The sequence below is a fragment of the Glutamicibacter nicotianae genome (genome assembly GCF_002797775.1).
In the GTDB taxonomy this organism is placed as follows: domain Bacteria; phylum Actinomycetota; class Actinomycetes; order Actinomycetales; family Micrococcaceae; genus Glutamicibacter; species Glutamicibacter nicotianae.
Map to the genome: position 1 here is coordinate 2,329,349 of NZ_PGEY01000001.1, position 18,616 is coordinate 2,347,964.

General features: G+C 63.7%; 21 protein-coding genes and 1 pseudogene. 9 read left to right on the top strand and 13 right to left on the bottom strand.

Translation table 11 applies throughout. From position 1 onward, the window contains the following. Positions 1 to 33: 33 nt before the first annotated feature. On the bottom strand, positions 34 to 804 hold the full coding sequence (locus ATK23_RS10830; RefSeq protein WP_038993273.1) for a 3-hydroxybutyrate dehydrogenase: 771 nt from the start codon (positions 802 to 804) through the stop codon (positions 34 to 36). Between the two features lie 248 nt (positions 805 to 1,052). Between ATK23_RS10830 and ATK23_RS10835 the strand changes: the two genes are divergently transcribed. After that, positions 1,053 to 1,757 (top strand): NUDIX hydrolase, encoded by a 705-nt coding sequence (locus tag ATK23_RS10835; RefSeq protein ID WP_083515591.1) that lies wholly within the window; start codon positions 1,053 to 1,055, stop codon positions 1,755 to 1,757. Positions 1,758 to 1,767: 10 nt separating this feature from the next. Here ATK23_RS10835 and ATK23_RS10840 read toward each other — a convergent pair whose 3' ends face one another. Further along, positions 1,768 to 2,904, bottom strand: coding sequence for an acyl-CoA dehydrogenase family protein (locus ATK23_RS10840; protein ID WP_066141739.1), 1,137 nt, complete (start codon positions 2,902 to 2,904; stop codon positions 1,768 to 1,770). 118 nt (positions 2,905 to 3,022) lie between these two features. Here ATK23_RS10840 and ATK23_RS10845 point away from each other — a divergent pair, with 118 nt between their 5' ends. Next, positions 3,023 to 3,532 carry a GNAT family N-acetyltransferase gene (locus ATK23_RS10845; RefSeq protein ID WP_066141742.1) on the top strand — a complete coding sequence of 170 codons (510 nt, stop codon included), beginning with the start codon at positions 3,023 to 3,025 and terminating at the stop codon, positions 3,530 to 3,532. Here ATK23_RS10845 and ATK23_RS10850 read toward each other — a convergent pair. Next, positions 3,529 to 3,897 carry a winged helix-turn-helix transcriptional regulator gene (locus tag ATK23_RS10850; RefSeq protein WP_066141745.1) on the bottom strand — a complete coding sequence of 123 codons (369 nt, stop codon included), beginning with the start codon at positions 3,895 to 3,897 and terminating at the stop codon, positions 3,529 to 3,531. The two genes, ATK23_RS10845 and ATK23_RS10850, sit on opposite strands and share 4 nt — an antisense overlap. A gap of 84 nt (positions 3,898 to 3,981) precedes the next feature. Between ATK23_RS10850 and ATK23_RS10855 the strand changes: the two genes are divergently transcribed. From ATK23_RS10855 to ATK23_RS10875, 5 genes are all read left to right on the top strand, one after another. Next, positions 3,982 to 4,590 carry an NAD(P)-dependent oxidoreductase gene (locus tag ATK23_RS10855; RefSeq protein ID WP_066142526.1) on the top strand — a complete coding sequence of 203 codons (609 nt, stop codon included), beginning with the start codon at positions 3,982 to 3,984 and terminating at the stop codon, positions 4,588 to 4,590. 131 nt (positions 4,591 to 4,721) lie between these two features. Beyond that, a complete protein-coding gene (locus tag ATK23_RS10860) occupies positions 4,722 to 6,386 on the top strand; it encodes an ABC transporter substrate-binding protein (protein ID WP_066141748.1) in 1,665 nt (554 codons plus the stop codon). A 6-nt stretch (positions 6,387 to 6,392) separates the two neighbouring features. Further along, on the top strand, positions 6,393 to 7,325 hold the full coding sequence (locus ATK23_RS10865) for an ABC transporter permease (RefSeq protein WP_066141751.1): 933 nt from the start codon (positions 6,393 to 6,395) through the stop codon (positions 7,323 to 7,325). Next, on the top strand, positions 7,322 to 8,119 hold the full coding sequence (locus ATK23_RS10870; protein ID WP_066141754.1) for an ABC transporter permease: 798 nt from the start codon (positions 7,322 to 7,324) through the stop codon (positions 8,117 to 8,119). The genes ATK23_RS10865 and ATK23_RS10870 overlap by 4 nt, the downstream gene beginning before the upstream one ends. Further along, complete coding sequence (locus ATK23_RS10875; RefSeq protein WP_066141757.1) at positions 8,116 to 9,711, top strand: dipeptide ABC transporter ATP-binding protein; 1,596 nt, start codon at positions 8,116 to 8,118, stop codon at positions 9,709 to 9,711. The genes ATK23_RS10870 and ATK23_RS10875 overlap by 4 nt, the downstream gene beginning before the upstream one ends. A 206-nt stretch (positions 9,712 to 9,917) precedes the next feature. Here ATK23_RS10875 and ATK23_RS10880 read toward each other — a convergent pair whose 3' ends face one another. The 8 genes and pseudogenes from ATK23_RS10880 to ATK23_RS10910 all read right to left on the bottom strand — a co-directional run bounded on the left by ATK23_RS10880 (position 9,918) and on the right by ATK23_RS10910 (position 14,670). Beyond that, positions 9,918 to 10,538 (bottom strand): M23 family metallopeptidase, encoded by a 621-nt coding sequence (locus ATK23_RS10880; RefSeq protein WP_066141760.1) that lies wholly within the window; start codon positions 10,536 to 10,538, stop codon positions 9,918 to 9,920. 45 nt (positions 10,539 to 10,583) lie between these two features. Next, positions 10,584 to 10,934 (bottom strand): hypothetical protein, encoded by a 351-nt coding sequence (locus tag ATK23_RS16840; protein WP_066141762.1) that lies wholly within the window; start codon positions 10,932 to 10,934, stop codon positions 10,584 to 10,586. Between the two features lie 383 nt (positions 10,935 to 11,317). After that, positions 11,318 to 11,638: a HigA family addiction module antitoxin gene (locus ATK23_RS10890; RefSeq protein WP_066141765.1), complete on the bottom strand. Its 321-nt coding sequence runs from the start codon at positions 11,636 to 11,638 to the stop codon at positions 11,318 to 11,320. Between the two features lie 40 nt (positions 11,639 to 11,678). Further along, positions 11,679 to 11,756 (bottom strand): annotated as a pseudogene (locus ATK23_RS16720) (type II toxin-antitoxin system RelE/ParE family toxin); the annotation flags it as partial. Positions 11,757 to 11,766: 10 nt separating this feature from the next. Continuing rightward, positions 11,767 to 12,072 carry a type II toxin-antitoxin system RelB family anti-toxin gene (locus tag ATK23_RS10900; RefSeq protein WP_066142529.1) on the bottom strand — a complete coding sequence of 102 codons (306 nt, stop codon included), beginning with the start codon at positions 12,070 to 12,072 and terminating at the stop codon, positions 11,767 to 11,769. A gap of 5 nt (positions 12,073 to 12,077) precedes the next feature. Continuing rightward, positions 12,078 to 12,269 (bottom strand): type II toxin-antitoxin system RelE/ParE family toxin, encoded by a 192-nt coding sequence (locus tag ATK23_RS16530; protein ID WP_245858369.1) that lies wholly within the window; start codon positions 12,267 to 12,269, stop codon positions 12,078 to 12,080. Next, entirely contained in the window at positions 12,232 to 12,429 is a 198-nt protein-coding gene (locus tag ATK23_RS16535) for a hypothetical protein (protein WP_211286068.1), read from the bottom strand. Before ATK23_RS16535 ends, ATK23_RS16530 begins: the two co-directional genes overlap by 38 nt. A 552-nt stretch (positions 12,430 to 12,981) precedes the next feature. Next, entirely contained in the window at positions 12,982 to 14,670 is a 1,689-nt protein-coding gene (locus tag ATK23_RS10910) for a long-chain-fatty-acid--CoA ligase (protein WP_066141768.1), read from the bottom strand. A gap of 207 nt (positions 14,671 to 14,877) precedes the next feature. Here ATK23_RS10910 and ATK23_RS10915 point away from each other — a divergent pair, with 207 nt between their 5' ends. Beyond that, complete coding sequence (locus ATK23_RS10915; RefSeq protein WP_066141773.1) at positions 14,878 to 15,876, top strand: DNA topoisomerase IB; 999 nt, start codon at positions 14,878 to 14,880, stop codon at positions 15,874 to 15,876. 51 nt (positions 15,877 to 15,927) lie between these two features. On the opposite strand, the gene ATK23_RS10920 is transcribed toward ATK23_RS10915, so the two are convergent. Further along, positions 15,928 to 17,028: an alanine racemase gene (locus ATK23_RS10920; RefSeq protein ID WP_066141776.1), complete on the bottom strand. Its 1,101-nt coding sequence runs from the start codon at positions 17,026 to 17,028 to the stop codon at positions 15,928 to 15,930. Positions 17,029 to 17,136: 108 nt separating this feature from the next. Then, positions 17,137 to 17,925, bottom strand: a complete 789-nt coding sequence (locus ATK23_RS10925; RefSeq protein WP_066141779.1) for an IclR family transcriptional regulator — start codon at positions 17,923 to 17,925, stop codon at positions 17,137 to 17,139. Positions 17,926 to 18,029: 104 nt separating this feature from the next. Between ATK23_RS10925 and ATK23_RS10930 the strand changes: the two genes are divergently transcribed. Next, positions 18,030 to 18,485: a VOC family protein gene (locus ATK23_RS10930; RefSeq protein WP_066141782.1), complete on the top strand. Its 456-nt coding sequence runs from the start codon at positions 18,030 to 18,032 to the stop codon at positions 18,483 to 18,485. Positions 18,486 to 18,616 lie beyond the last annotated feature (131 nt).

Genomic DNA, 18,616 nt, shown 5'->3' on the forward strand with positions numbered 1-18,616 from the left:
GGACGGACTGGCCGCCTGCCGATGGCGTCGCCGTCACCTCGCGCTCCATCCGCCGTCCATGGCGTAGGACGCTCCGGTGACCATGCCCGCCGCATCAGCGCACAGCCAAGCCACCAGGGACGCCACCTCTTCGGGTTCCACCATCCGCTTGATCGCCGCCTCGGTCAGCATGATTTTCTGCACCACCTCGGATTCTTCGATGCCGTGGACCTTGGCCTGATCGGCAATCTGCTTCTGGACCAGCGGCGTGCGCACATACCCGGGGTTGATGGAGTTGCTGGTGATCCCGAAGTCCGCTCCTTCCAGCGCCGTGGCCTTCGACAGCCCTTCCAGCCCGTGCTTGGCCGCCACGTAGGCGCTCTTGAAAGCGCTGGCCCGCAGGCCGTGGATGGATGAAATATTGATGATGCGCCCGAAGCCGCGCTCGCGCATGCCTGGCAATGCCGCACGGATCAGCAGGAAGGGAGATTCCAGCATGAGCCGGTGGATCAGCCTCCAGGCTTCGGGATCAAATTCATGGATCGGGGCCACCCTCTGCACGCCGGCATTGTTGACCAGGATGTCGATATCCAGGCTGAGCTCTTCCAAGGATTTGGTATCCGAGAGATCCACGGCCCACGCCTTCCCGCCAAGTGCCCTCGCCGCTTGCCCGGCCGCCTGCTCGTCCACATCGGCAATGGTCACATCCGCACCGGCGCGGGCCAATGCCGTCGCGCTGGCCAAGCCGATGCCCGACGCGCCACCGGTAACCAAGGCCCGGCGCCCGGCCAGCCCTTCAGGACCCTGCCTGTTCTCTTCAGCCATGTGGCCCATCCTCTGCTTAGCTCCACTGGATCGTCCCGGTGCGCTGGCCGCAATTGCGTGCACCGCCCTTCGTTTCAACGTAAGCTCCGACAAGGACACCAGTCAACGGCATTGGCTGTGCAGATTCCGCGGGCAAATGTGCAGGCTTGCACAGTGATTACCGTTGGATCTGCGTTGGCTGTGCGCCAGAAGCTAAGCTGGCATTCAAAGGCTATTTCGCAATCCACGAGCCAAGGACACGGTAAGCAATGACGACTTCCCCGATACCTCCGACCCCCGCTGAGGTCCCCATCCGCAAGGCAGCCAGCGTTCTGCTGCTGCGCGAGGCAGCCGCCGGATTCGAAGTATTCGTCCAGCACCGCGTGAACACGATGGACTTCGCGGCAGGCATGGTGGTCTATCCCGGCGGGCGCGTTGATGCACAAGATGGCCAAGCGGTGAGCGAAGGCAAACTCGATGGCGCGCCCCTAGCGGAGCACGCCCAGCAGTGGAAGCACACCTCTGTTCATGCCGAAGGTCCCGAGCAGGCCCAGTATCTGGCCGGTGAAATTCTGGCGGCGGCGCGCCGCGAGGTCTTCGAGGAGACGGGTCTGCTGCTGGATCCTGGCCAGCTGCACCCGTGGGCGAACTGGGTGACCCCAGCTGGTTTCCCCCGGCGTTTCGACACCTACTTCTTCGTCGCGGCATTGCGCGCGGACCAAGACCCGCGCCACCAGACCACTGAAGCAGTGGTCTCCAAGTGGGTGAACCCGGTGGCGCTGTTCGCATCGCTGGAACGCGGCGAGGTTAAAATGATGCGCCCCACCCAGCGCACCTTGCTGGATGCGATGGAGCTGGGCAGCATCGAGCAGATCCTTTCCAGCAAGCCGGTGATTTCCTCGGTCCATCCGAATCCCGAGGATTCGCAGTCGGGCAACCCGGTGCGGGAGTCAGAGCGGCAGCCCGGAAGATAGCCGCCTTGGCTCAGGACTCCAGCAGCGAGCGCCCGACGATCAACGACATGATCTCGTTGGTGCCCTCCAGGATCTGGTGCACGCGCAGGTCCCGGGCGATCTTCTCCATTCCGTAGTCGGCGAGGTAGCCGTAGCCGCCGTGCAGCTGGATCGCATTATTGGCCGCGTTGAAGCCGGCATCCGTGGCCATCTTCTTGGCCATCGCGCACAGCCGCACCCGATCCGGGCTCTTCGCATCCAAGGCGGCCGCGGCACGGCGCAGCAGCGAGCGGGCTGCCTCAAGCTCCATATCCATCTCGGCCAACTTGAACACTAGGGCCTCCTGCCGGGTCAGTGGCCCGCCGAAGGCCTGGCGTTCCTTGAGGTACAACGCAGATTTCTCCAGCGCGCTCTGCCCGCCGCCCAGCGAGCAGGCCCCGATGTTCAGCCGTCCGCCGTTAAGCGCCTGCATGGCCATGGAGAAACCCTGCCCTTCAGCACCCAGCAGGTTGCCCGCGGGAATGCGCACGCCTTCCATGATCACCTGGCGGGTGGGCTGCGCCTTCCAGCCCATCTTCTTCTCGTTCGGCCCGAAGCTCAGGCCCTCGGCGTCCCCTGGAACCAGGAAGGCGCTGATCCCGCGCGAACCGGTATCGGCGGTACGGGCCATGACGATGTAGAGCGCCGAGCTGCCGGCGCCGGAAATGAACTGCTTGACCCCGCTGAGCACATACTCGTCGCCGTCCCGGCGGGCCCGGGTTGACAGGGCCGCCGCGTCGGAGCCGACGCCCGGCTCGGTCAGGCAGTAGGAGCCGAGGTCTTCCATCGTGGTCATCGATGGCAGCCAGGCGGCACGCTGCTCATCGTTGCCGAACGTGTCAACCATCCACACGACCATATTGTGGATGGAAATGTAGGCGGCCAAGGTCGGATCGGCCTTGGCCAGTTCCTCGAAGACGAGCACTGCATCGCTGCGGGTCAGGCCCGATCCGCCGTGGTCTTCTGAAACGTAGATTCCACCCATGCCCAGCTGGCCGGCCTCGGCCAGCACATCCACCGGGAAGTGCTGCTCCTGGTCCCACTTCAGCGCATTGGGAGCAATCCTGGTCTCAGCGAAATCATGAACCATCTCGATCAATGACTTCTGGTCATCGCTTACTTCAAACAACACCGGCTCCTTTGCCTGCACCTTGCGTCTTTGACCTCAGTCTATGTGACGCAAGATACACTTGGGGTGAATCAGTTGAATTCCGAAGCATCCATTTCGAAAAGTTGGGCTCACCCGCATGCAGATTCGCACAAGCACCGCCGAGGATTGGCCTGGGATCTTCGGTTTCTATCAAAAGATCATGGATGAAGGGCAAACCTACGCCTTCCCGAAGGGCCAGTCCCTTGAGGAAGCCCGTCCGTGGTGGATGGAGCCGCCACCAGGTCAAACCGTGGTCGCCGTGGATAACGGCAGGATCATCGGTTCCGCGAAGATGGGCCCGAATAAGCCCGGAGCCGGATCCCACATAGCCACCGCGTCATTCCTGCTCGACCGGGAAGCCCGCAGCCGCGGCGTGGGCAGATCGCTGGGCCGCTACGTGATCGAGTGGGCCCGGCAGGAAAACTACCACGGCATCCAGTTCAATGCGGTTGTCGAAACCAACGAGGCTGCAGTGCACCTGTGGCAATCGCTGGGCTTCGCAATCCTGGACACGGTCCCGGGCGCTTTCAGGCATCCCACCAAGGGGCTGGTCGGCCTGCACTTCATGTTCCTGCCGCTGGAATCCGCCACGTCACCCGAGCATTAGCCGCGCGCGTCAAACCGTTCGCGGGCGGCGAGCACCTTAGGCACATGCTCCTCTGACCACAGGCGCAGGAATTCCATGGGTTCCAGGATCCCCTGGCCCAAATCGGTTAGCTCATAGTCCACCCGCACCGGCACCTGGGCGAACACGGTGCGCTGCACCAGCCCATCGCGCTCCAGATTGCGCAGGGTATTGGTGAGCACCTTGGGCGTGACAGCTCCGATGCGTTCGCGTAACGCAGAGAAACGTTGCGGTCCGCCCGCCAGCGCCAGAAGCACTAGCGGTGTCCATTTATCGCCTAGACGCTGCATAATTTCACGTGACGGGCATTCCTGCATGAACACGTCGAAAGGTTCATGGCTATCCATGAGGAAACCTAGTTTCGTTGTAGTAGTCGGTATCTAAAGGATACCATTGTGTCGAAGCCAATTCCCTCAAAGAAAGAGAACACCATGAAGATTGCAGTATACGGAGCGACCGGCATGGTCGGCTCGGAAGTTGTTGCCGAAGCCATCTCCCGCGGCCACGAGGTCACCTCGGTCACCCGTTCGGGCAAGGAGGTCGAAGGCACCACCGCCGTGGCCGCCGAGCTGGGCGACGGCGCGGCCTACCGCGATCTGGGCAAGGGCAACGACGTGATCGTCATCGCCGTGCCGCCATCGCGCACCGGCGGCGACCACCAGGAATACCTGGACGCCTTCGAGCAGATCACCGAAACCCTGGTTCCAGCCCGCCTGGTGGTGGTCGGCGGCGCCGGCGCTACCGAGGTCGAGGGCGTGCGCCTGGTTGACACTCCGGGATTCCCCGAGGAATACAAGGCCGAAGCCACTACCTGCGCCGAGGTCTACGACATGTTCACCTCGGTTTCCGGCATCACCTGGACCGTCGTGACCCCGGCCCCGGTCATCATGCCAGCACGCCGCACCGGCAGCTACACCCTGGGCACCGATTCGCCGGCTGGCGACTTCGTTTCCTCCCAGGACTTCGCCGTGGCGATCCTCGATGAGATCGAATCCCCGGTCCATGAGAACCGCCGCATGACCGTGGCCAGCGAAAAGTAGTCCGCTTCACGGATTGCCGTTGGCAAGCATTCGCCAGATCGGAGCGAGACGCTCCGATCTGACGAATGCGTTCCGGATGACTAGAGTTGGTTTGGTCATCACCACTAGTTCATCGAGGTAAGCACTTCCCCATGCAACGAAACTCGCGCGCATCCCGGATCCTCGGCTGCGCTATCGCGCTCCCGCTCATTGGCTCCTTGCTGGCCAGCTGCTCGGCAGGGGCCGGACCCGATTCCACCGCAGAGAATGCGAAGCCGGTAGCCGGCGGCACCCTGGTCTACGCTTCGGGCGATGCCGAGCCGTCGTGCCTGGACCCGCATGTGGGCGGCAACTACCCGCAGGCCTTGGTTGCCAGCCAGTACCTCGAATCCCTGTTCACCAAGGATGCGGACGGGAAGATCATCCCGTGGCTTGCCGAAAGCACCGAGGTATCCGAAGACGGCCTGACCCGCACCATCACCCTGCGCGACGGCATCAGCTTCACCGACGGCACCAAGCTCACCGCCGAAGCCATCAAGGCCAATATCGAGCACCTGAAGGATCCGAATACCGCTTCCTCCACCGGCTACCTGGCCGTGGGCAAGGTCGTGGACATCGAGATCACTGACGAGCTCACCGCCAAGCTGACCCTCTCCGCCCCGGATAACGCGCTGCTCGAATCGCTGTCCATGCCGTGGACCGCCATCGAATCCCCCAAGGCGCTGGAACGCGACCAGGCCACCAACTGCGCCTCCCCGGTAGGCACCGGCCCGTTCAAGGTCGAATCCTGGGAGCACCAGAAGGCAGTGAACCTGGTCCGCAACGACGACTACGTGCTGCCGGTGGGCGACACGGCGCGTGCCGATGACAAGGCCTATCTGGATGGCATCACCTGGCGCTTCATCCCGGAGGCCGCCACCCGCTACGCCGCATTGCAGTCCGGCGAGGTCGATGTCATCGACAACGCGCAGCCGGACACCATTGCCACCGCGACGAACGACAACTCGCTGGGCCATCTGGATGCACCGCGCCCGGGCGCTTCCAACCGCATCGAGCTGAACAGCTCCAAGGCGCCATTCGATGACCAGCGCGTGCGCGAAGCGTTCATCCGTGCCGTGGATGCCAACTCCGGCATCAGCTCGCTGTACTTCGGCACCGCGCAGCGCAGCTACTCGCTGCTTTCTTCCGTGGAGCCGCTGGGCTACTCCGACGAGTCGCTGTTCGGCACCGATGCGGCCAAGGCCAATGAGCTGCTCGATGAAGCTGGCTGGACCGAACGCGACGCCGAAGGCTACCGCGTGAAGGACGGCAAGCGCCTGTCCCTGGACTTCCCGGTCTCCACCAACCAGTCGGTTCCCGCCGAGCAGTCGCTGTTCGAGCAGTTCCAGGCTCAGGCCAAGGCCGTGGGCTTCGAGGTGAAGATCCAGCTGCTGGACCTGTCCAGCTGGTACGGCGCCCTGGCCAAGCACGAATACGACCTGGTCTCCGCTCCGTACACCAAGGTCGGCCCGTCGGTGCTGCGCATCCTCTACCACTCCAATTCGACCGTGCCTGCGCCATCGGGCTACTTTGCCAACAACGCGCAGGTGAAGAACGAGAAGCTGGATGGGATCCTGGCCGAGGCCGAGCAGACCAATGACGAGGCGCTACGCGCTTCGCTGTACGAGCAGGCGCAGAAGCTGGTGCTCGAGGGCTACTACGTGCTGCCGCTCTACGACCAGCAGAACCACTTCCTCTACGGCAAGAACGTGCACGGAGTCGGCGCCACCACCGCCGTGTCCTCGCCGATCTACTACGACACCTTCATCACCGAGTAGCAACCGGTGGGCACGATTGCTTGGGCCGGGCGCAAGATCGGCGGCGCGCTGGTGGTGCTGTGGCTGGTCGCCACCGCCATCTTCATCGCCATCCGGCTGATCCCCGGCGACCCGGCCGAAGCAATCATGGGCGGCCCCGGCTCCCAGGCCTCGGCCGAAGCGCTGGCCGCTGCCCGCGCCGAGTATGGACTGGACCGGCCGCTCATCGCCCAGTACCTGATGTACCTGGGCAAGCTGGCCACCTGCGATTTCGGAACCTCCTATTCGCTCAAGCAGCCGGTGATCGGCATCATGGGCGAGGTCCTGCCCAACACCCTCTGGCTGGCGCTGCTCGCCCTGGCCGCCGCGTGGGTGCTGTCCCTGTGCTTCGCCGCCCTGGCCATGCGCGCCAACCGGGTGGGCGCCTGGGTGGGGAATATCGTGGAAATCATTGCCGCCGCGGTGCCGCACTTCTGGCTTGGCGCGGTGCTGATCATGCTCTTCTCCTCGATGCTCGGCTGGCTGCCGGCGGTGGACAACGGCACGACCCAGGGCCTGGTCCTTCCGGTGCTGACCCTGGCCTTGCCGCTGGCCGGATTCCTCACCCAGCTGATGCGCGATTCGCTTTCCGACGCCATGTCAAGCCAGTTCGCGCTGGCCGCCCGGGCGCGCGGCGAGAGCCGGCTGGCAGTCTTCTGGCGCCATGGCCTGCGCCATGCCGCCTTGCCAGCACTGGGCCTGACCGGGTGGGCCTTTTCCTCGCTGCTCTCCGGGGCAGTGGTGGTCGAGGCGATCTTCGCCCGCCCGGGCCTTGGCCGCTCACTGCTCTCTGCGGTGCTGGCCCGCGACATTCCCATGGTTACCGGCATCGCCTTGTTCTCCGCACTGGTTTACATCGTGGTCATGGCCATCACCGAAGGCCTTGAACGCGCCATCGACCCGGCAGGAGCGAGCTCATGAGCCGCACCGCGAAGATCCTCAGCATCGCCTTCATCGCCCTGTGGGCGCTGATCGCGCTGGCTCCCTCGGTGCTGGCCCCGGGCGACCCGTTGGCCGTCAACCCGGCCGAGGCGTTCCAGGCGCCCGGCACCACGCACTTCTTCGGCACCGATGAATCCGGCCGTGACATCTATACCCGCGTCATCCATGGCGCCCGCGACTCGCTGGCCATCGGGTTGGCCGCTACAGCGCTGGGCATGGGTCTGGCCATAGTCTTGGGCACCGTCGCGGCGCTGTCCCCGCGCTGGCTCGATGAGATCATCCTGCGGGTGCTCGAAGCGCTGTATGCGATTCCTTCCCTGCTGATGGCGCTGCTGATCATCGCCTTCACCGGTCCCGGAGTCGGACCGGCCATCGTCGCGGTAGGCCTGTCCACCGCACCGGGCTATGCCCGGCTGGTGCGCAGCCAGATCCGCACGTTGAAGAACTCGGAAATGCTGGAGGCGGCCACCGTGCTGGGCCGCGGCACCTGGCTGCGCGTGCGCAACCACCTGGTCCCCAACGCCCTGAAGCCCCTGCTGGCACTGGTGACCCTCGGGATTGGCCAGGCGGTTATCTGGGCCGCCGCGCTGTCGTTCCTGGGCTTGGGCACCCCGCCACCAGCACCTGAATGGGGTGCCATGCTCTCGGCCGGACGCACATACCTGCACCTTGCCTGGTGGATGAGCCTGTTCCCCGGTCTGGCAATTGTTTTCGTGGCCGCCGGCGCCACCCTGATCGGCCGTGCGCTGGGCGGAAAGGCCAGGACCGCATGAACCGGCAAGCATTGATCACCGCCAGGAACCTGTCGGTCAGCTTCGGTTCCACCGTGGCGGTGAAGAACGTTTCCTTCACCGTCCAGGCTGGACGCTGCCTGGCCCTGGTGGGCGAATCCGGCTCCGGCAAATCCGTGACCGCACACAGCCTGCTGGGACTCTCCGGCGGCAACGCGACCGCGGACGAGCTGGCAGTCTGCGGGCAGGATGCCCTGTCGCTGTCCGAGCGCAGCTGGCAGCAGATCCGTGGCGATTCCGTCTCGATGATCCTGCAGGATGCGCTGATGGCGCTGGATCCGCTGCGTCCGGTGGGACGGGAAATCGGCGACGCGCTCAAGGCCCACGGCAAGCTGCCCCGGGCCGAGCGGCAGCAGCGGGTCATCCAGGTGCTTGAGTCCGTGCGCATGCCCGAACCCGAACGCCGCGCCAGGCAGCGTTCCACCGAGCTTTCCGGCGGCATGCGCCAGCGCGCGCTGATTGCCCAGGCCCTGGCCGGCAACCCGCAGGTGGTCATCGCCGATGAGGCCACCACCGCGCTGGACTCGGCGCTGACCGCCTTGGTTCTCGCGCAGCTGCGCGAGCTGAAGGAGCAGGGCCGCGGCGTGCTGATGATCAGCCACGACCTCGCCCAGGTCGCCCACCTGGCCGATGACATCGCGGTGATGCGCCAAGGCGAGATTGTCGAGGCAGGAGTCACCGCACAGATCCTGGGCAACCCGCAGCATGAGTACACCCGGCAGCTGCTGCGCGCCGTGCCCTCGGGCGTGCCGCGCTTCGCGCCCTTGTCGGCATCCAGCAGGCCTTTGGCCGCACCGATGCAGAAAGATCCCGCGCCGGCTTCCAGCGCGCTGTCGGCCAACGGGCTGTCGAAGAGCTTCGGCAAGCATGCGGCCGTCGAGTCGGCCAGCTTCGAGGTACCTCGCGGCAAGACCCTGGGCATCGTTGGCGAATCCGGATCGGGCAAGACTACCACTGCCCGCATGGTCCTGGGCTTGCAGCCACCGGATGCCGGCACCGTCGAGCTGCTCGGCGAACGCTTCGCCCCGGCCCATGAGCCGCAGCGCCGGAAGCTGCGCGAGCAGATGGGCGCGATCTATCAGAACCCGCTGGGATCCTTCGACCCGCGCTATTCCGTGGGCCAGCTGCTGGCCGATGCGCTGAGCCGGGGCAAGTCCAAGCGCGCTGCCGAATACCGCGTTCCGGTGACGGAGCTACTGGAACAGGTTGAGTTGTCCCCTGGTTTGCTGGACCGCAATCCGCGCGTGCTCTCCGGCGGGCAGCGCCAGCGCCTGGCCATTGCCCGCGCGCTGGCACCGAAGCCATCGGTGCTGGTCCTCGACGAGCCGGTCTCCGCCTTGGATGCTTCCATCCAGGCCACCGTGCTGGATCTGCTGGATAGGATCCAGGTCGAGACCGGGACCAGCTACCTGTTCATCAGCCACGATTTATCGGTCATCGAGCATATGAGCGATAACGTCGCGGTAATGCATCAAGGCAAGATCATCGAGCAGGGTACGACAGCCCAGGTCTTCGCAGCTCCGCAGCAGGAGTACACGAAGCTGCTGCTCTCCGCCATGCCGCGGTTGCGCTGAGGGCCTCTAACCGCGTCCCAGTATTGCTTGGGTCATTCGTGTTACTGGAGCTACTCACACACCAACACCATCAGTGCGAGTATGTGTTGTGTGCTTGTTCTGCTGCGAATCGAAACATCTCTGGAACTGGATAATGTGTTTCACACATTAGACTCCCGTGCTAAGTGTGCAGGCATCCATACTTGGCTTGACGGCCCTTGGGCCGTTCAAGGAATTTCCAGAATCTTGCCGTTGCGCGGCAGCTGGCCGTCGAAAAGCATCGGCACCGCCTCGGCTGCGTGCACGGGCAGCCTGTCGATAGCCTGCACATGAACATGCGGTTCGGTGCTGTTGCCGGAGTTGCCGCATGCGGCAATGAGATCCCCAAGCGCGACGTGGTCTCCGACGCCAACTTCGAGGCTTCCCTGCTTCAGGTGGCATAGCGCAACTACCGCTGCACCGGTTTGGATCATCGCGTGGTTCCCGGCGAGCGCCTGCCACCCCTGGGCAAGCCGCTGGCGTTGGGTCAGCGCATAGCCAACTGATGCCAGCCCGCGTCGGGCGCGATGGTCGGGCATCGAGGCGTCCGCCGCGATCACGGTCCCGGCGCATGGCGCCAGAATGGGCGCCCCGAAACCGAAAAAGCTCGTCGGCTCCTCCGTACCTAACCAGGTCCTGGCGGTCACTGGCGCGGATCTTCCCTGCTCATCGACCTGGACGAAGTCGATGGCGTAGGAGGAGGCCAACAGGGTTGTTCCGTGGCTGGGCACCCGGTCCACCGGGCTGTTCTGGACCAGCCAGAGCCCGGTGAAGGGATAGTGCAGGTGCACCGCATTGCCGCCGCTCATAAAACCCCTGTAAGCCAAAACCCATGTTGCCTTCTTGTACAAGATCTACCATAGGGTCACGATTTCCGTGCCCCCTCCGACTTGCACAACCGCCAGGCCGATCTCATCGCCACAGCACAGCGTGAGCCTGTCGTGATCACCTCCCGCGGGGCTGGTCGACGCGCAGTCGTCGTGTCTCCGGACTTCTGCGATCGTGCGCTCCAGGCGTTGGAAGATCAAGCCGGCATTCGTGCCGCGGCGGCCGCGCGCCAAGAGACTGAACGCATTTCCCATGAGGATCTGGCCGCCGAGTTCGGCCACTGATTCGTGGCGTATCGCATCGGAACCGGTGACTACCGAGTCGGTCATGACGTCGTGGACGATGAACTGGTTGTGTTGATCCTCAGGCGCGGGCACCGTCGAAAGGTCAATCGATGAGCGGCGATGGTTCCGCGTGGATCACTGATCCTAAGTTTGGTCCCAGCGCGCGATCATGGCAGGGCAAGAGTCCAGCGCACCGTGGATAGTGCGACTACGGCCAGACGATCTCAATCCGTCGGACCGTCCATCCCCGCCGGAGACCTAGTAGCTACTGGCGAACGCTTCAGCGTCCGCGCCCTTCCACCGGCATGGAAAGATGCTCGTCCCGCGTTCGTCGGCAACGCACACAGACGTCGAGAAGCTCAATACGTCTACGGTGGCATTCACGTCGGCACGAACAGCCTGTGCACCTTGCGATCCCCAGTCGAAGCGCACAGACTACTGGCGCTGGCCGAACAAGTGCGCCTGGCCAGACAAATTCAGGCCACCCGCAACGGCGTGATCGCGTCGACCTTGTCGCGCAGCGCACGACGCTCGAGCCTCAGCTCGTAGTTCGACTGCAGGTTCATCCAGAACTCCTCGGACGTCCCGAAATACTTCGCCATTCGCAGCGCAGTGTCGGCAGTGATCCCTCGCATGCCGTGCTTAATCTCGTCGATGCGCCGCGGCGGCACACCGATCGACACGGCGAGCTTGTTCTGAGTAATGCCGAAGCCCACGATGAAGTCCTCCATGAGGACCTCACCCGGGTGGATCGGCTCGATCCGTTCGGCCTCAGCGGTAGTCGACGCGTTCGGCATTCTCGGCGCCTCTTTCTGTCCAGGTGAAACAGATTCGCTATTGATCATTAACGCGGATGCTGTACTGTCCCGCACGGTCGCCTTCAAGCGACTCCAAACGGTTGCCAGGTGGCACGCGCGGGGGTCAGTCAGGCCACCTGGACGCGATAATCGCCCAGAACATACTCGATCGACAGACCGCCACCGACCGCTTCGAGGTAATTGCGGATCGTTCCAACCTTCGCATTATCAAGGTCGCCGTGCTCGATCTTGGAGACCTGGCGCTGCCCCACGCCGATGCGCTCAGCGAGCCGCGCCTGCGTTAGGCCAGCGGCTTCGCGAAGCTCACGGAGTCGGTATGCACGCGTTTCGGCGAGCATCCGCTCCTTATGTGCGTCGACACGCTCACGGTCCACGGGATGCTCGGCTACAAAGTCCTTCAGCGACAGTGCCATTTCGGTCACTCCCCTCTCAGTTTGCGCAGGTGGTCGTCGAAAATGTCGTCGGCCAGTGGAATGTTCTCCTTGTACCAGCGTGTCCAGTTGCCAGTCTTGTCGCCAGCGATCAACATGATCGCTGACCGCTCCGGATCGAAGGCGAACATGACGCGCAATTCAGATCGTCCAGCCGAGCCCGGCCGGAGCTCCTTCATATTGCGGTGTCTTGACGACGACACCGTATCGACGATTGGCCACCCCGAGCTGAGGGCCATGTTCTTCGAGAAGCTCGATCGCAGCTACCACCTGCGCACCCGAATCATCGTCCAGCGAAGCGAGCCATCCGGCGATCAGCTCGATGTCCACGTTCCACATAAAGCAACTTTAGACCATCCATGGTCTAAGATCCACAGGTGCAACAGCTCCCCTGGGGGCTAACCGGCACACGGCTGTCACCGGCAAACATTGAATGGCAATCTCGCGGCACCTGGTCCCGGCACAACTAGCCGTTCAGGGCACAACCGACCCATCTCAAGTACGTTCAACTTCCCGGTGGCTCAAACCATCACTGGCAGCATACGACTTGCGCTGACGAGGGCAGTGGAAGACTCAGCTTCTGTGCATATGAGGTAGATTCTGAGGGTCGTGAGCACTCAGAGTGCGGCCGAATCCGATTCCGAACCGAGGAGCACCTGCGGTGCTTGCTCAAGGATGCTGGCTTCATTGTCGACACCGTTTTCGGCGGGTTCAATAAAGACCCGCCGGGCAAGGTGTCGGAGCGTTCATCTTCAGCACTCATCACTTCTGAGCCTCGCGTGGAACCTATTGCTGGTCAGCCGGTGATGTCCTGCAATAGCGCTCGTCATGCGTTGAAGCGAAATTCAACCGCACTCCCGACACTCATGGCTACCCGTTGGCCCTGAGTCCCTAGACCAGGCCCGACATCTGGTCCTTGACCTGCTTGCGCAGGATCTTGCCCAGCAGCGAGCGCGGCATCTCGTCGATCTGCACGATGCGCTTGGGCACCTTGTAGGCGGCCAGCAGCTCGCGGCAGTGCGCGCGCAGCGCATCCTCGTTCAGGACGGAGCCTTCTTCGAGCTGCACCGCGGCAACCACCATTTCGCCGCCACGGGCCAATGGCTTGCCGAAGACTGCCGCATCGGCAACATCGGCATGCTGGCGCAGCGCGATCTCCACTTCGGTCGGAGACACGTTGAAGCCGCCGGTGATGATCAGTTCCTTGGCGCGGTCCACCACCTGGGCGAAGCCGTCCTCGTCCACGGTGACCACATCGCCCGAACGCAGCCAGCCGTCCTCGGTCTTGGCCTTGGCAGTTTCCTCCGGGTTGTTCCAGTAGCCCTGGAACACCTGCGGGCCCTTGACCAGCAATTCGCCCGGTTCGCCCTGGGCGACTTCCTTGGACGGGTCTTCCACATCGACGACCTTCATCAGCGTCGAGGGGAAGGGCACGCCGATGGTGCCGGTGCGCCGGCTCGGGTGGAAGGGATTGCCCAGTGCCACCGGGGAGGACTCGGTCATGCCGTAGCCTTCCACCAGCAGGCCGCCGGACATCGACTCCCACAGCTCCACTACGTGGTCCGGCAGGTTCATTGCCCCGGAGATGCAGTACTTGGCGCTCTTCAACGACATCCCGCGTTCCTTGGCGGCCAGTGCGGTGCGTTCGTAGATGGGTGGCACCGCGCAGTACACGGTGGCCGGGGATTTCTTCCACGCGTCCAGGATCATCTCCGGGTCGAATTTCGGGAAGAGCACCAGCAGGCCCTGCTTCTTCACGCCGAAGGTCAGGTACAGGGTCATGCCGAAGGCATGGAACATCGGCAGGATCGCGTAGAGGATTTCCTCGCGCTCCTTGGCCCCGAGCATCCAGGCCTCGCCCTGCAGGGCGTTGGAGTACAGGTTGAAGTGGGTGAGCATGGCGCCCTTGGGGTGCCCGGTGGTGCCCGAGGTGTACTGGATGACCGCCAGGTCGTTGACATCCGGATGCGGGTGGCTTTCATCCAGTGCCGACCCGGAGAGCAGCTCCTTCCAAGCCACGGTGCCCGAGGTGCGGGCCGTGAGCGATGCCTTGGTCTCGCGCAGCTTCTTCACCGGCAGGTTCAGCGCCAGGCGCTTGACCGCAGGGAAAGCTTCGAGCAAGTTGACCGAGACGATCGAGTCGAGCTGCACGTCCTTCGGGAATTCCTGGAGGTTGGCCACGACCTTGTCCCAGGCAATCACGATGCGCGCCTGGTGGTCTTCGAACTGGTGGCGCAGTTCGCGCGAGGTGTACAGCGGGTTGTGCTCCACCACGACGGCGCCAAGGCGCAGGATCGCGTAGAAAGCGACCACATGCTGCGGGCAGTTGGGCAGGATCAATGCGACGCGGTCCCCGGCACGCACGCCGAGCCTGCGCAAGCCTTCGGCGGCCTTTGACACCTGGTCCCCCAGATCGGCGTAGCTGGTGCGGCGTCCGAAGAATTCGGTGGCCGGGCTGTCACCGGCTTCGCGAACCGAGCGCTCGAACATGCAGCTGAGCGGTTCGGTTGGCAGCTCGATTTCGGCGGGGACTCCTGGCTGGTAATTCGCCACCCATGCGGGCGCAGCACTATTTTCCATATCTCCAATCATGCCTTGTTGCGGCCACTGGCGCGATTCCAGGGCGGTTCAGGCGCAATCAACCCGCTGCAGGCCCCCGGTCCACCCGCCGGTGATGCGCGTCCGGCGCGGGAGGGCTGGGATTTTCCTGCGAACGCCCGGTTCCGTGAAAGGATCGGCGGTAGTGTGTCCGTGATTCCACGGCTACTAAACCAACAGGAGGCTGCCATGGCGGCACGGCGAACCTCGCGGCTTCCCATCACGCGCCGACGCGCAGGAACCGGCTTCTTCTATCTGGAAGGCTCGCGCTCCGTTAGGGACCCGCGCCTGCTGGAGCGGATCAGGAAGTTGTCGATTCCGCCGGCTTGGCAACAGGTCCAGATCGCGGCCAGTTCGCGGGCCAAGGTCCAAGCTCGCGGAATAGATGCGGCAGGACGCACCCAGATGATTTATCACCCGGAATTCCGTGATCGCCAGGATGCCGCCAAATTCGACCGGTTGCCAGCGTTCGGCCGTGCGCTGCCGAATCTCCGCCGTCAGCTGATGCGGGATTTGCGCCGGGGAAGCAGCGACAAGAACAAGGTCACTGCGGCCGTGATAATGCTGCTGGATCTTCACCTGCTGCGCATCGGCACGCATGCATACTCGCAGTCCAACGAATCCTTCGGGGCTGCTTCGTTGCGATCCAAGCATCTGGCGGTCCAAGGGCATTGCGCCACCCTCGATTTTCCTGGCAAGAGCGGCCAGGAGCAGCATGTGAAAATCAGGAGCCGGCGACTGGTAAAAGTGCTGGCTGAATTGCGCGATCAACCGGGCTATGAGATTTTCCGCTATCTGGACGAAGATGGGAAGTCACGCTTGCTTCAGCCATCACAGATCAACCAGTACCTCGCCGAGCATTTGGATGGCGAATTCACGGCCAAGGACTTCAGAACCTGGGGCGGCAGCTTGGCAGCGTTCGAGGCATTGCTTGAGGCTCCCGCCTCAGCGATGGCGGCCGAAGATGCAACGAATCTGCGTAAGCTGGCCGTCGAGCAAGCCGCCAGAAAATTGGGCAATACTCCCGAAATCGCCGCCGGATCCTATATCGACCCGCGGGTGCTGGCATTGGCGGAAGATCCTGGGAAATTGTCGTCGCTGCGCCGTTCCAAAAGCCAGCTCAAGACCAAGAACCATTTGGATCCTGCGTCGCGTTGCATGCTGCGTTTTCTTGAAAGGACCGGGTAGACGACGGCTCGGAATCAGCTCGTGCAGCTGCCTGGCATCAGATTGCGGAAACTAGAAGTTCAGCCCGCGGGCCGCCACATCCCATTCTTCGCTGGTGCCGTCCTCATGCACGGCCAGCACGGTATCAACCAGGTTCACTGCGACGCAGACGTGGTTGGGGATGACCTGCAGCTGCTGGCCATGGGCAGGCAACGGCTGGTCTTCGGGCCACAGCACGGTGGCATGGTGCTCGGATAGCGCGCTGATCCGGGCTTCCGGGCATTCGGCGATGCGCCCGTAGCCGGTAGCCCAAGCCGGGCGGTCTGCGCCGAGCATCTTGCTGCCGGCGTCCAGCACAATCCGCCGGGGAATCTGCGCATCGCCTTCATGCCGGCTGATCACGGTGGATGCGACAGAAAGCGAAATGTCCTCCCAGCGCACGCGCCCCAGCTCGAACTGCTGCGCATCGCCAAAGACATAGACCCCGGGACGCACCTCGGTCAGCACCGAGTTGTCGCTGAGTTCCGCCGTCGGTGTGGAACCGCCGCTGATCCGCTTGATCTTATGCCCTGCCTCGCGCAGCAGGAAAGCCGCCTCGGCCAAGGCCTTGTGCTCATCGTTCAAGGCCGCGTCAATGCCATCCGGCGAGTAGCTGTGGCCGGGGAAGGTGAAAATCCCGTGCACGCGCATTCCCAAAGCACGGGCGGCCTCGGCAATCTCGACTGCTCCTTGCGGGCTGGTGCCGCTTCGGTGATGGCCGCTGTCGATCTCGATGATGAGCTTGACCTTGGAGGCCTTCTCCCCCAGCATCTTGGCCATCTGCTGGACGGCTTCGACCGAGTCGGTGCCGATGCTCAGCTTGGCCCGCCGCATCAGCTCCATGATCCGCTCTGCCTGGGATTCGTTGACCCACAGCGGGTAGGCGATGAAGATCTTGGCGACCCCGTGCAACGCGAAGGCGAGGGCTTCGCCCACGGTGGCCACGGTGAGTCCGGCGGCACCGGCATTCATTTGGCGTTCGGCGATCTCATGCATCTTATGGGTCTTGGCATGCGGGCGCAGTTTCAGCCCTTGGCTTGCCACCCGATGGGCCACCCTGTCGATGTTCTGCTGGAGCTTCGCTACGTCAACGATGATCTGCGGGGTGTTGATGCCGGCCGGGATAATGCCCAAATTTTCTGTCCTTCTTGCACGTGTACTGCGTCGCAGGGAACCTGTGGAATTGCATTCCCGCCGATCTGAAAGACTACCGCAGGAAGCTTTATATATGGGAAGGAAGAACTAGCGCGGCAGCGTGCCTGGCCGGCTGGACAGCTTGGTGGACAGCTCATGGGCGTGGTGCAGCAAGAGGTTGCCCAGTTCCTGGCGGCGGCCTTCTTCAAAGCGGGTGTGGATTCCGGTCAGGCTCAGCGCCCAGGCGGGCTGCCCGGAGTTGTCGAAAACTGCAGCGCCCATGCCCCAGCTGCCCTCGACGATCAGTCCAGGGTTGACCGAATAGCCCAGCTGGCGGGTTTCGGCGACCTTCTTGCGCAGCTCGTCGCGCGAATGCGCCGGCCCGTATTCCGGCTCCAGGTCGGCGTTGCGCAGGTAGCGTTCGATCCCCTGCTCGGGCAGGAACGCAAGAATGGCGATGCCGGCCGAGGCGACACCGAGCGGGAAGCGCCGGCCTTCATACAGGACGAAGGAGCGGATCGGGAAGGCCCCGTCCTGGCGCAGCAGGCACACGGTTTCGTCCCCGCGGCGGGCCGAGAGGAACGCGCTTTCTCCGGTGGCCTCGGCGAGCGCTGCCACGTGTTCGCGGGCCAGTTCGCTGATGTCGTAGCGTTCGGCCGCCACCGCGCCCATGAGGTAGAGCTCGGGGCCCAGCAGCCAGCGGCCGGTGCGGTTATCGTGGTCGCAGAATCCTTCGGTGGCCAGCGCACTGAGCAGCCGGTGCACGGTGGGGCGGGCCAACGCGGTGCTCCGGGCGGCCTGCGTCGTGGTGATGCCCTCGGGCATGGAGGTGCTCACGGCGCGCAGCACGGCGGCCAGCCGTCCGACGACCTGGGTTCCAGCCGGGGAATTACTCATGACCACATTATGGACGATGGGGGTTCGGGCCTGGTAAATTTCGGCTTCATACTTTGCCGCCGCACCCCTGTTGCAGTGGGGCCGATCGGCGGATAATCTGGCACATGGAAAAGACATGGCAGATCGTCATCGACTGCGCTGAGCCGCAAGCGATGGTCCTGTTCTGGACCGAGGCGCTGCGCTACGTTCCCGAGCCCGCTCCTGATGGGCATCCGACCTGGCGCGCCTACTGGCGGTCGATGGGTGTGCCCGAGGATGAATTGCCGCCCGGCGCCGGCGACGCTCCGGAGTCGCTGGTCGATCCGCACGGTGGTGGTCCCCGGATTTGGTTCCAGCAGGTGCCGGAAGCCAAGCACGTCAAGAACCGCCTGCATCTGGATTTGCTGGTCAGCGGCGGCCGCGGTGTCCACTTCGAGCAGCGCCGGCAGATCATCACCGACGAGGCAGAGCGCCTAGTCGGTTTGGGGGCAAAGGTCCAGACCGTTCACGACATGCCCCAGATGGGCCATTTCGCCATTTGCATGCTCGATATCGAAGACAACGAGTTCGACATCGTCTAGATCCCGTCATACGCGTCCATGATATGGACAGGGTGCCCACTTCTCCTCACCATCCGACCAATTCACCGGCATATCTCCGGGCCTATTGCATGCTCACCTGCGACTACGTACGTTAGGGACTAAGCAGATCC

Excerpts from the sequence above, each read along its gene's own strand:
- ATK23_RS10830 (WP_038993273.1), bottom strand. The coding sequence starts at position 804 with ATGGCTGAAGAGAACAGGCAGGGTCCTGAAGGGCTGGCCGGGCGCCGG.
- ATK23_RS10835 (WP_083515591.1), top strand. The coding sequence starts at position 1,053 with ATGACGACTTCCCCGATACCTCCGACCCCCGCTGAGGTCCCCATCCGC.
- ATK23_RS10845 (WP_066141742.1), top strand. The coding sequence starts at position 3,023 with ATGCAGATTCGCACAAGCACCGCCGAGGATTGGCCTGGGATCTTCGGT.
- ATK23_RS10850 (WP_066141745.1), bottom strand. The coding sequence starts at position 3,897 with ATGGATAGCCATGAACCTTTCGACGTGTTCATGCAGGAATGCCCGTCA.
- ATK23_RS10855 (WP_066142526.1), top strand. The coding sequence starts at position 3,982 with ATGAAGATTGCAGTATACGGAGCGACCGGCATGGTCGGCTCGGAAGTT.
- ATK23_RS10860 (WP_066141748.1), top strand. The coding sequence starts at position 4,722 with ATGCAACGAAACTCGCGCGCATCCCGGATCCTCGGCTGCGCTATCGCG.
- ATK23_RS10870 (WP_066141754.1), top strand. The coding sequence starts at position 7,322 with ATGAGCCGCACCGCGAAGATCCTCAGCATCGCCTTCATCGCCCTGTGG.
- ATK23_RS10875 (WP_066141757.1), top strand. The coding sequence starts at position 8,116 with ATGAACCGGCAAGCATTGATCACCGCCAGGAACCTGTCGGTCAGCTTC.
- ATK23_RS10880 (WP_066141760.1), bottom strand. The coding sequence starts at position 10,538 with ATGAGCGGCGGCAATGCGGTGCACCTGCACTATCCCTTCACCGGGCTC.
- ATK23_RS10890 (WP_066141765.1), bottom strand. The coding sequence starts at position 11,638 with ATGCCGAACGCGTCGACTACCGCTGAGGCCGAACGGATCGAGCCGATC.
- ATK23_RS10900 (WP_066142529.1), bottom strand. The coding sequence starts at position 12,072 with ATGGCACTGTCGCTGAAGGACTTTGTAGCCGAGCATCCCGTGGACCGT.
- ATK23_RS16530 (WP_245858369.1), bottom strand. The coding sequence starts at position 12,269 with ATGAAGGAGCTCCGGCCGGGCTCGGCTGGACGATCTGAATTGCGCGTC.
- ATK23_RS16535 (WP_211286068.1), bottom strand. The coding sequence starts at position 12,429 with ATGTGGAACGTGGACATCGAGCTGATCGCCGGATGGCTCGCTTCGCTG.
- ATK23_RS10910 (WP_066141768.1), bottom strand. The coding sequence starts at position 14,670 with ATGGAAAATAGTGCTGCGCCCGCATGGGTGGCGAATTACCAGCCAGGA.
- ATK23_RS10915 (WP_066141773.1), top strand. The coding sequence starts at position 14,878 with ATGGCGGCACGGCGAACCTCGCGGCTTCCCATCACGCGCCGACGCGCA.
- ATK23_RS10925 (WP_066141779.1), bottom strand. The coding sequence starts at position 17,925 with ATGAGTAATTCCCCGGCTGGAACCCAGGTCGTCGGACGGCTGGCCGCC.
- ATK23_RS10930 (WP_066141782.1), top strand. The coding sequence starts at position 18,030 with ATGGAAAAGACATGGCAGATCGTCATCGACTGCGCTGAGCCGCAAGCG.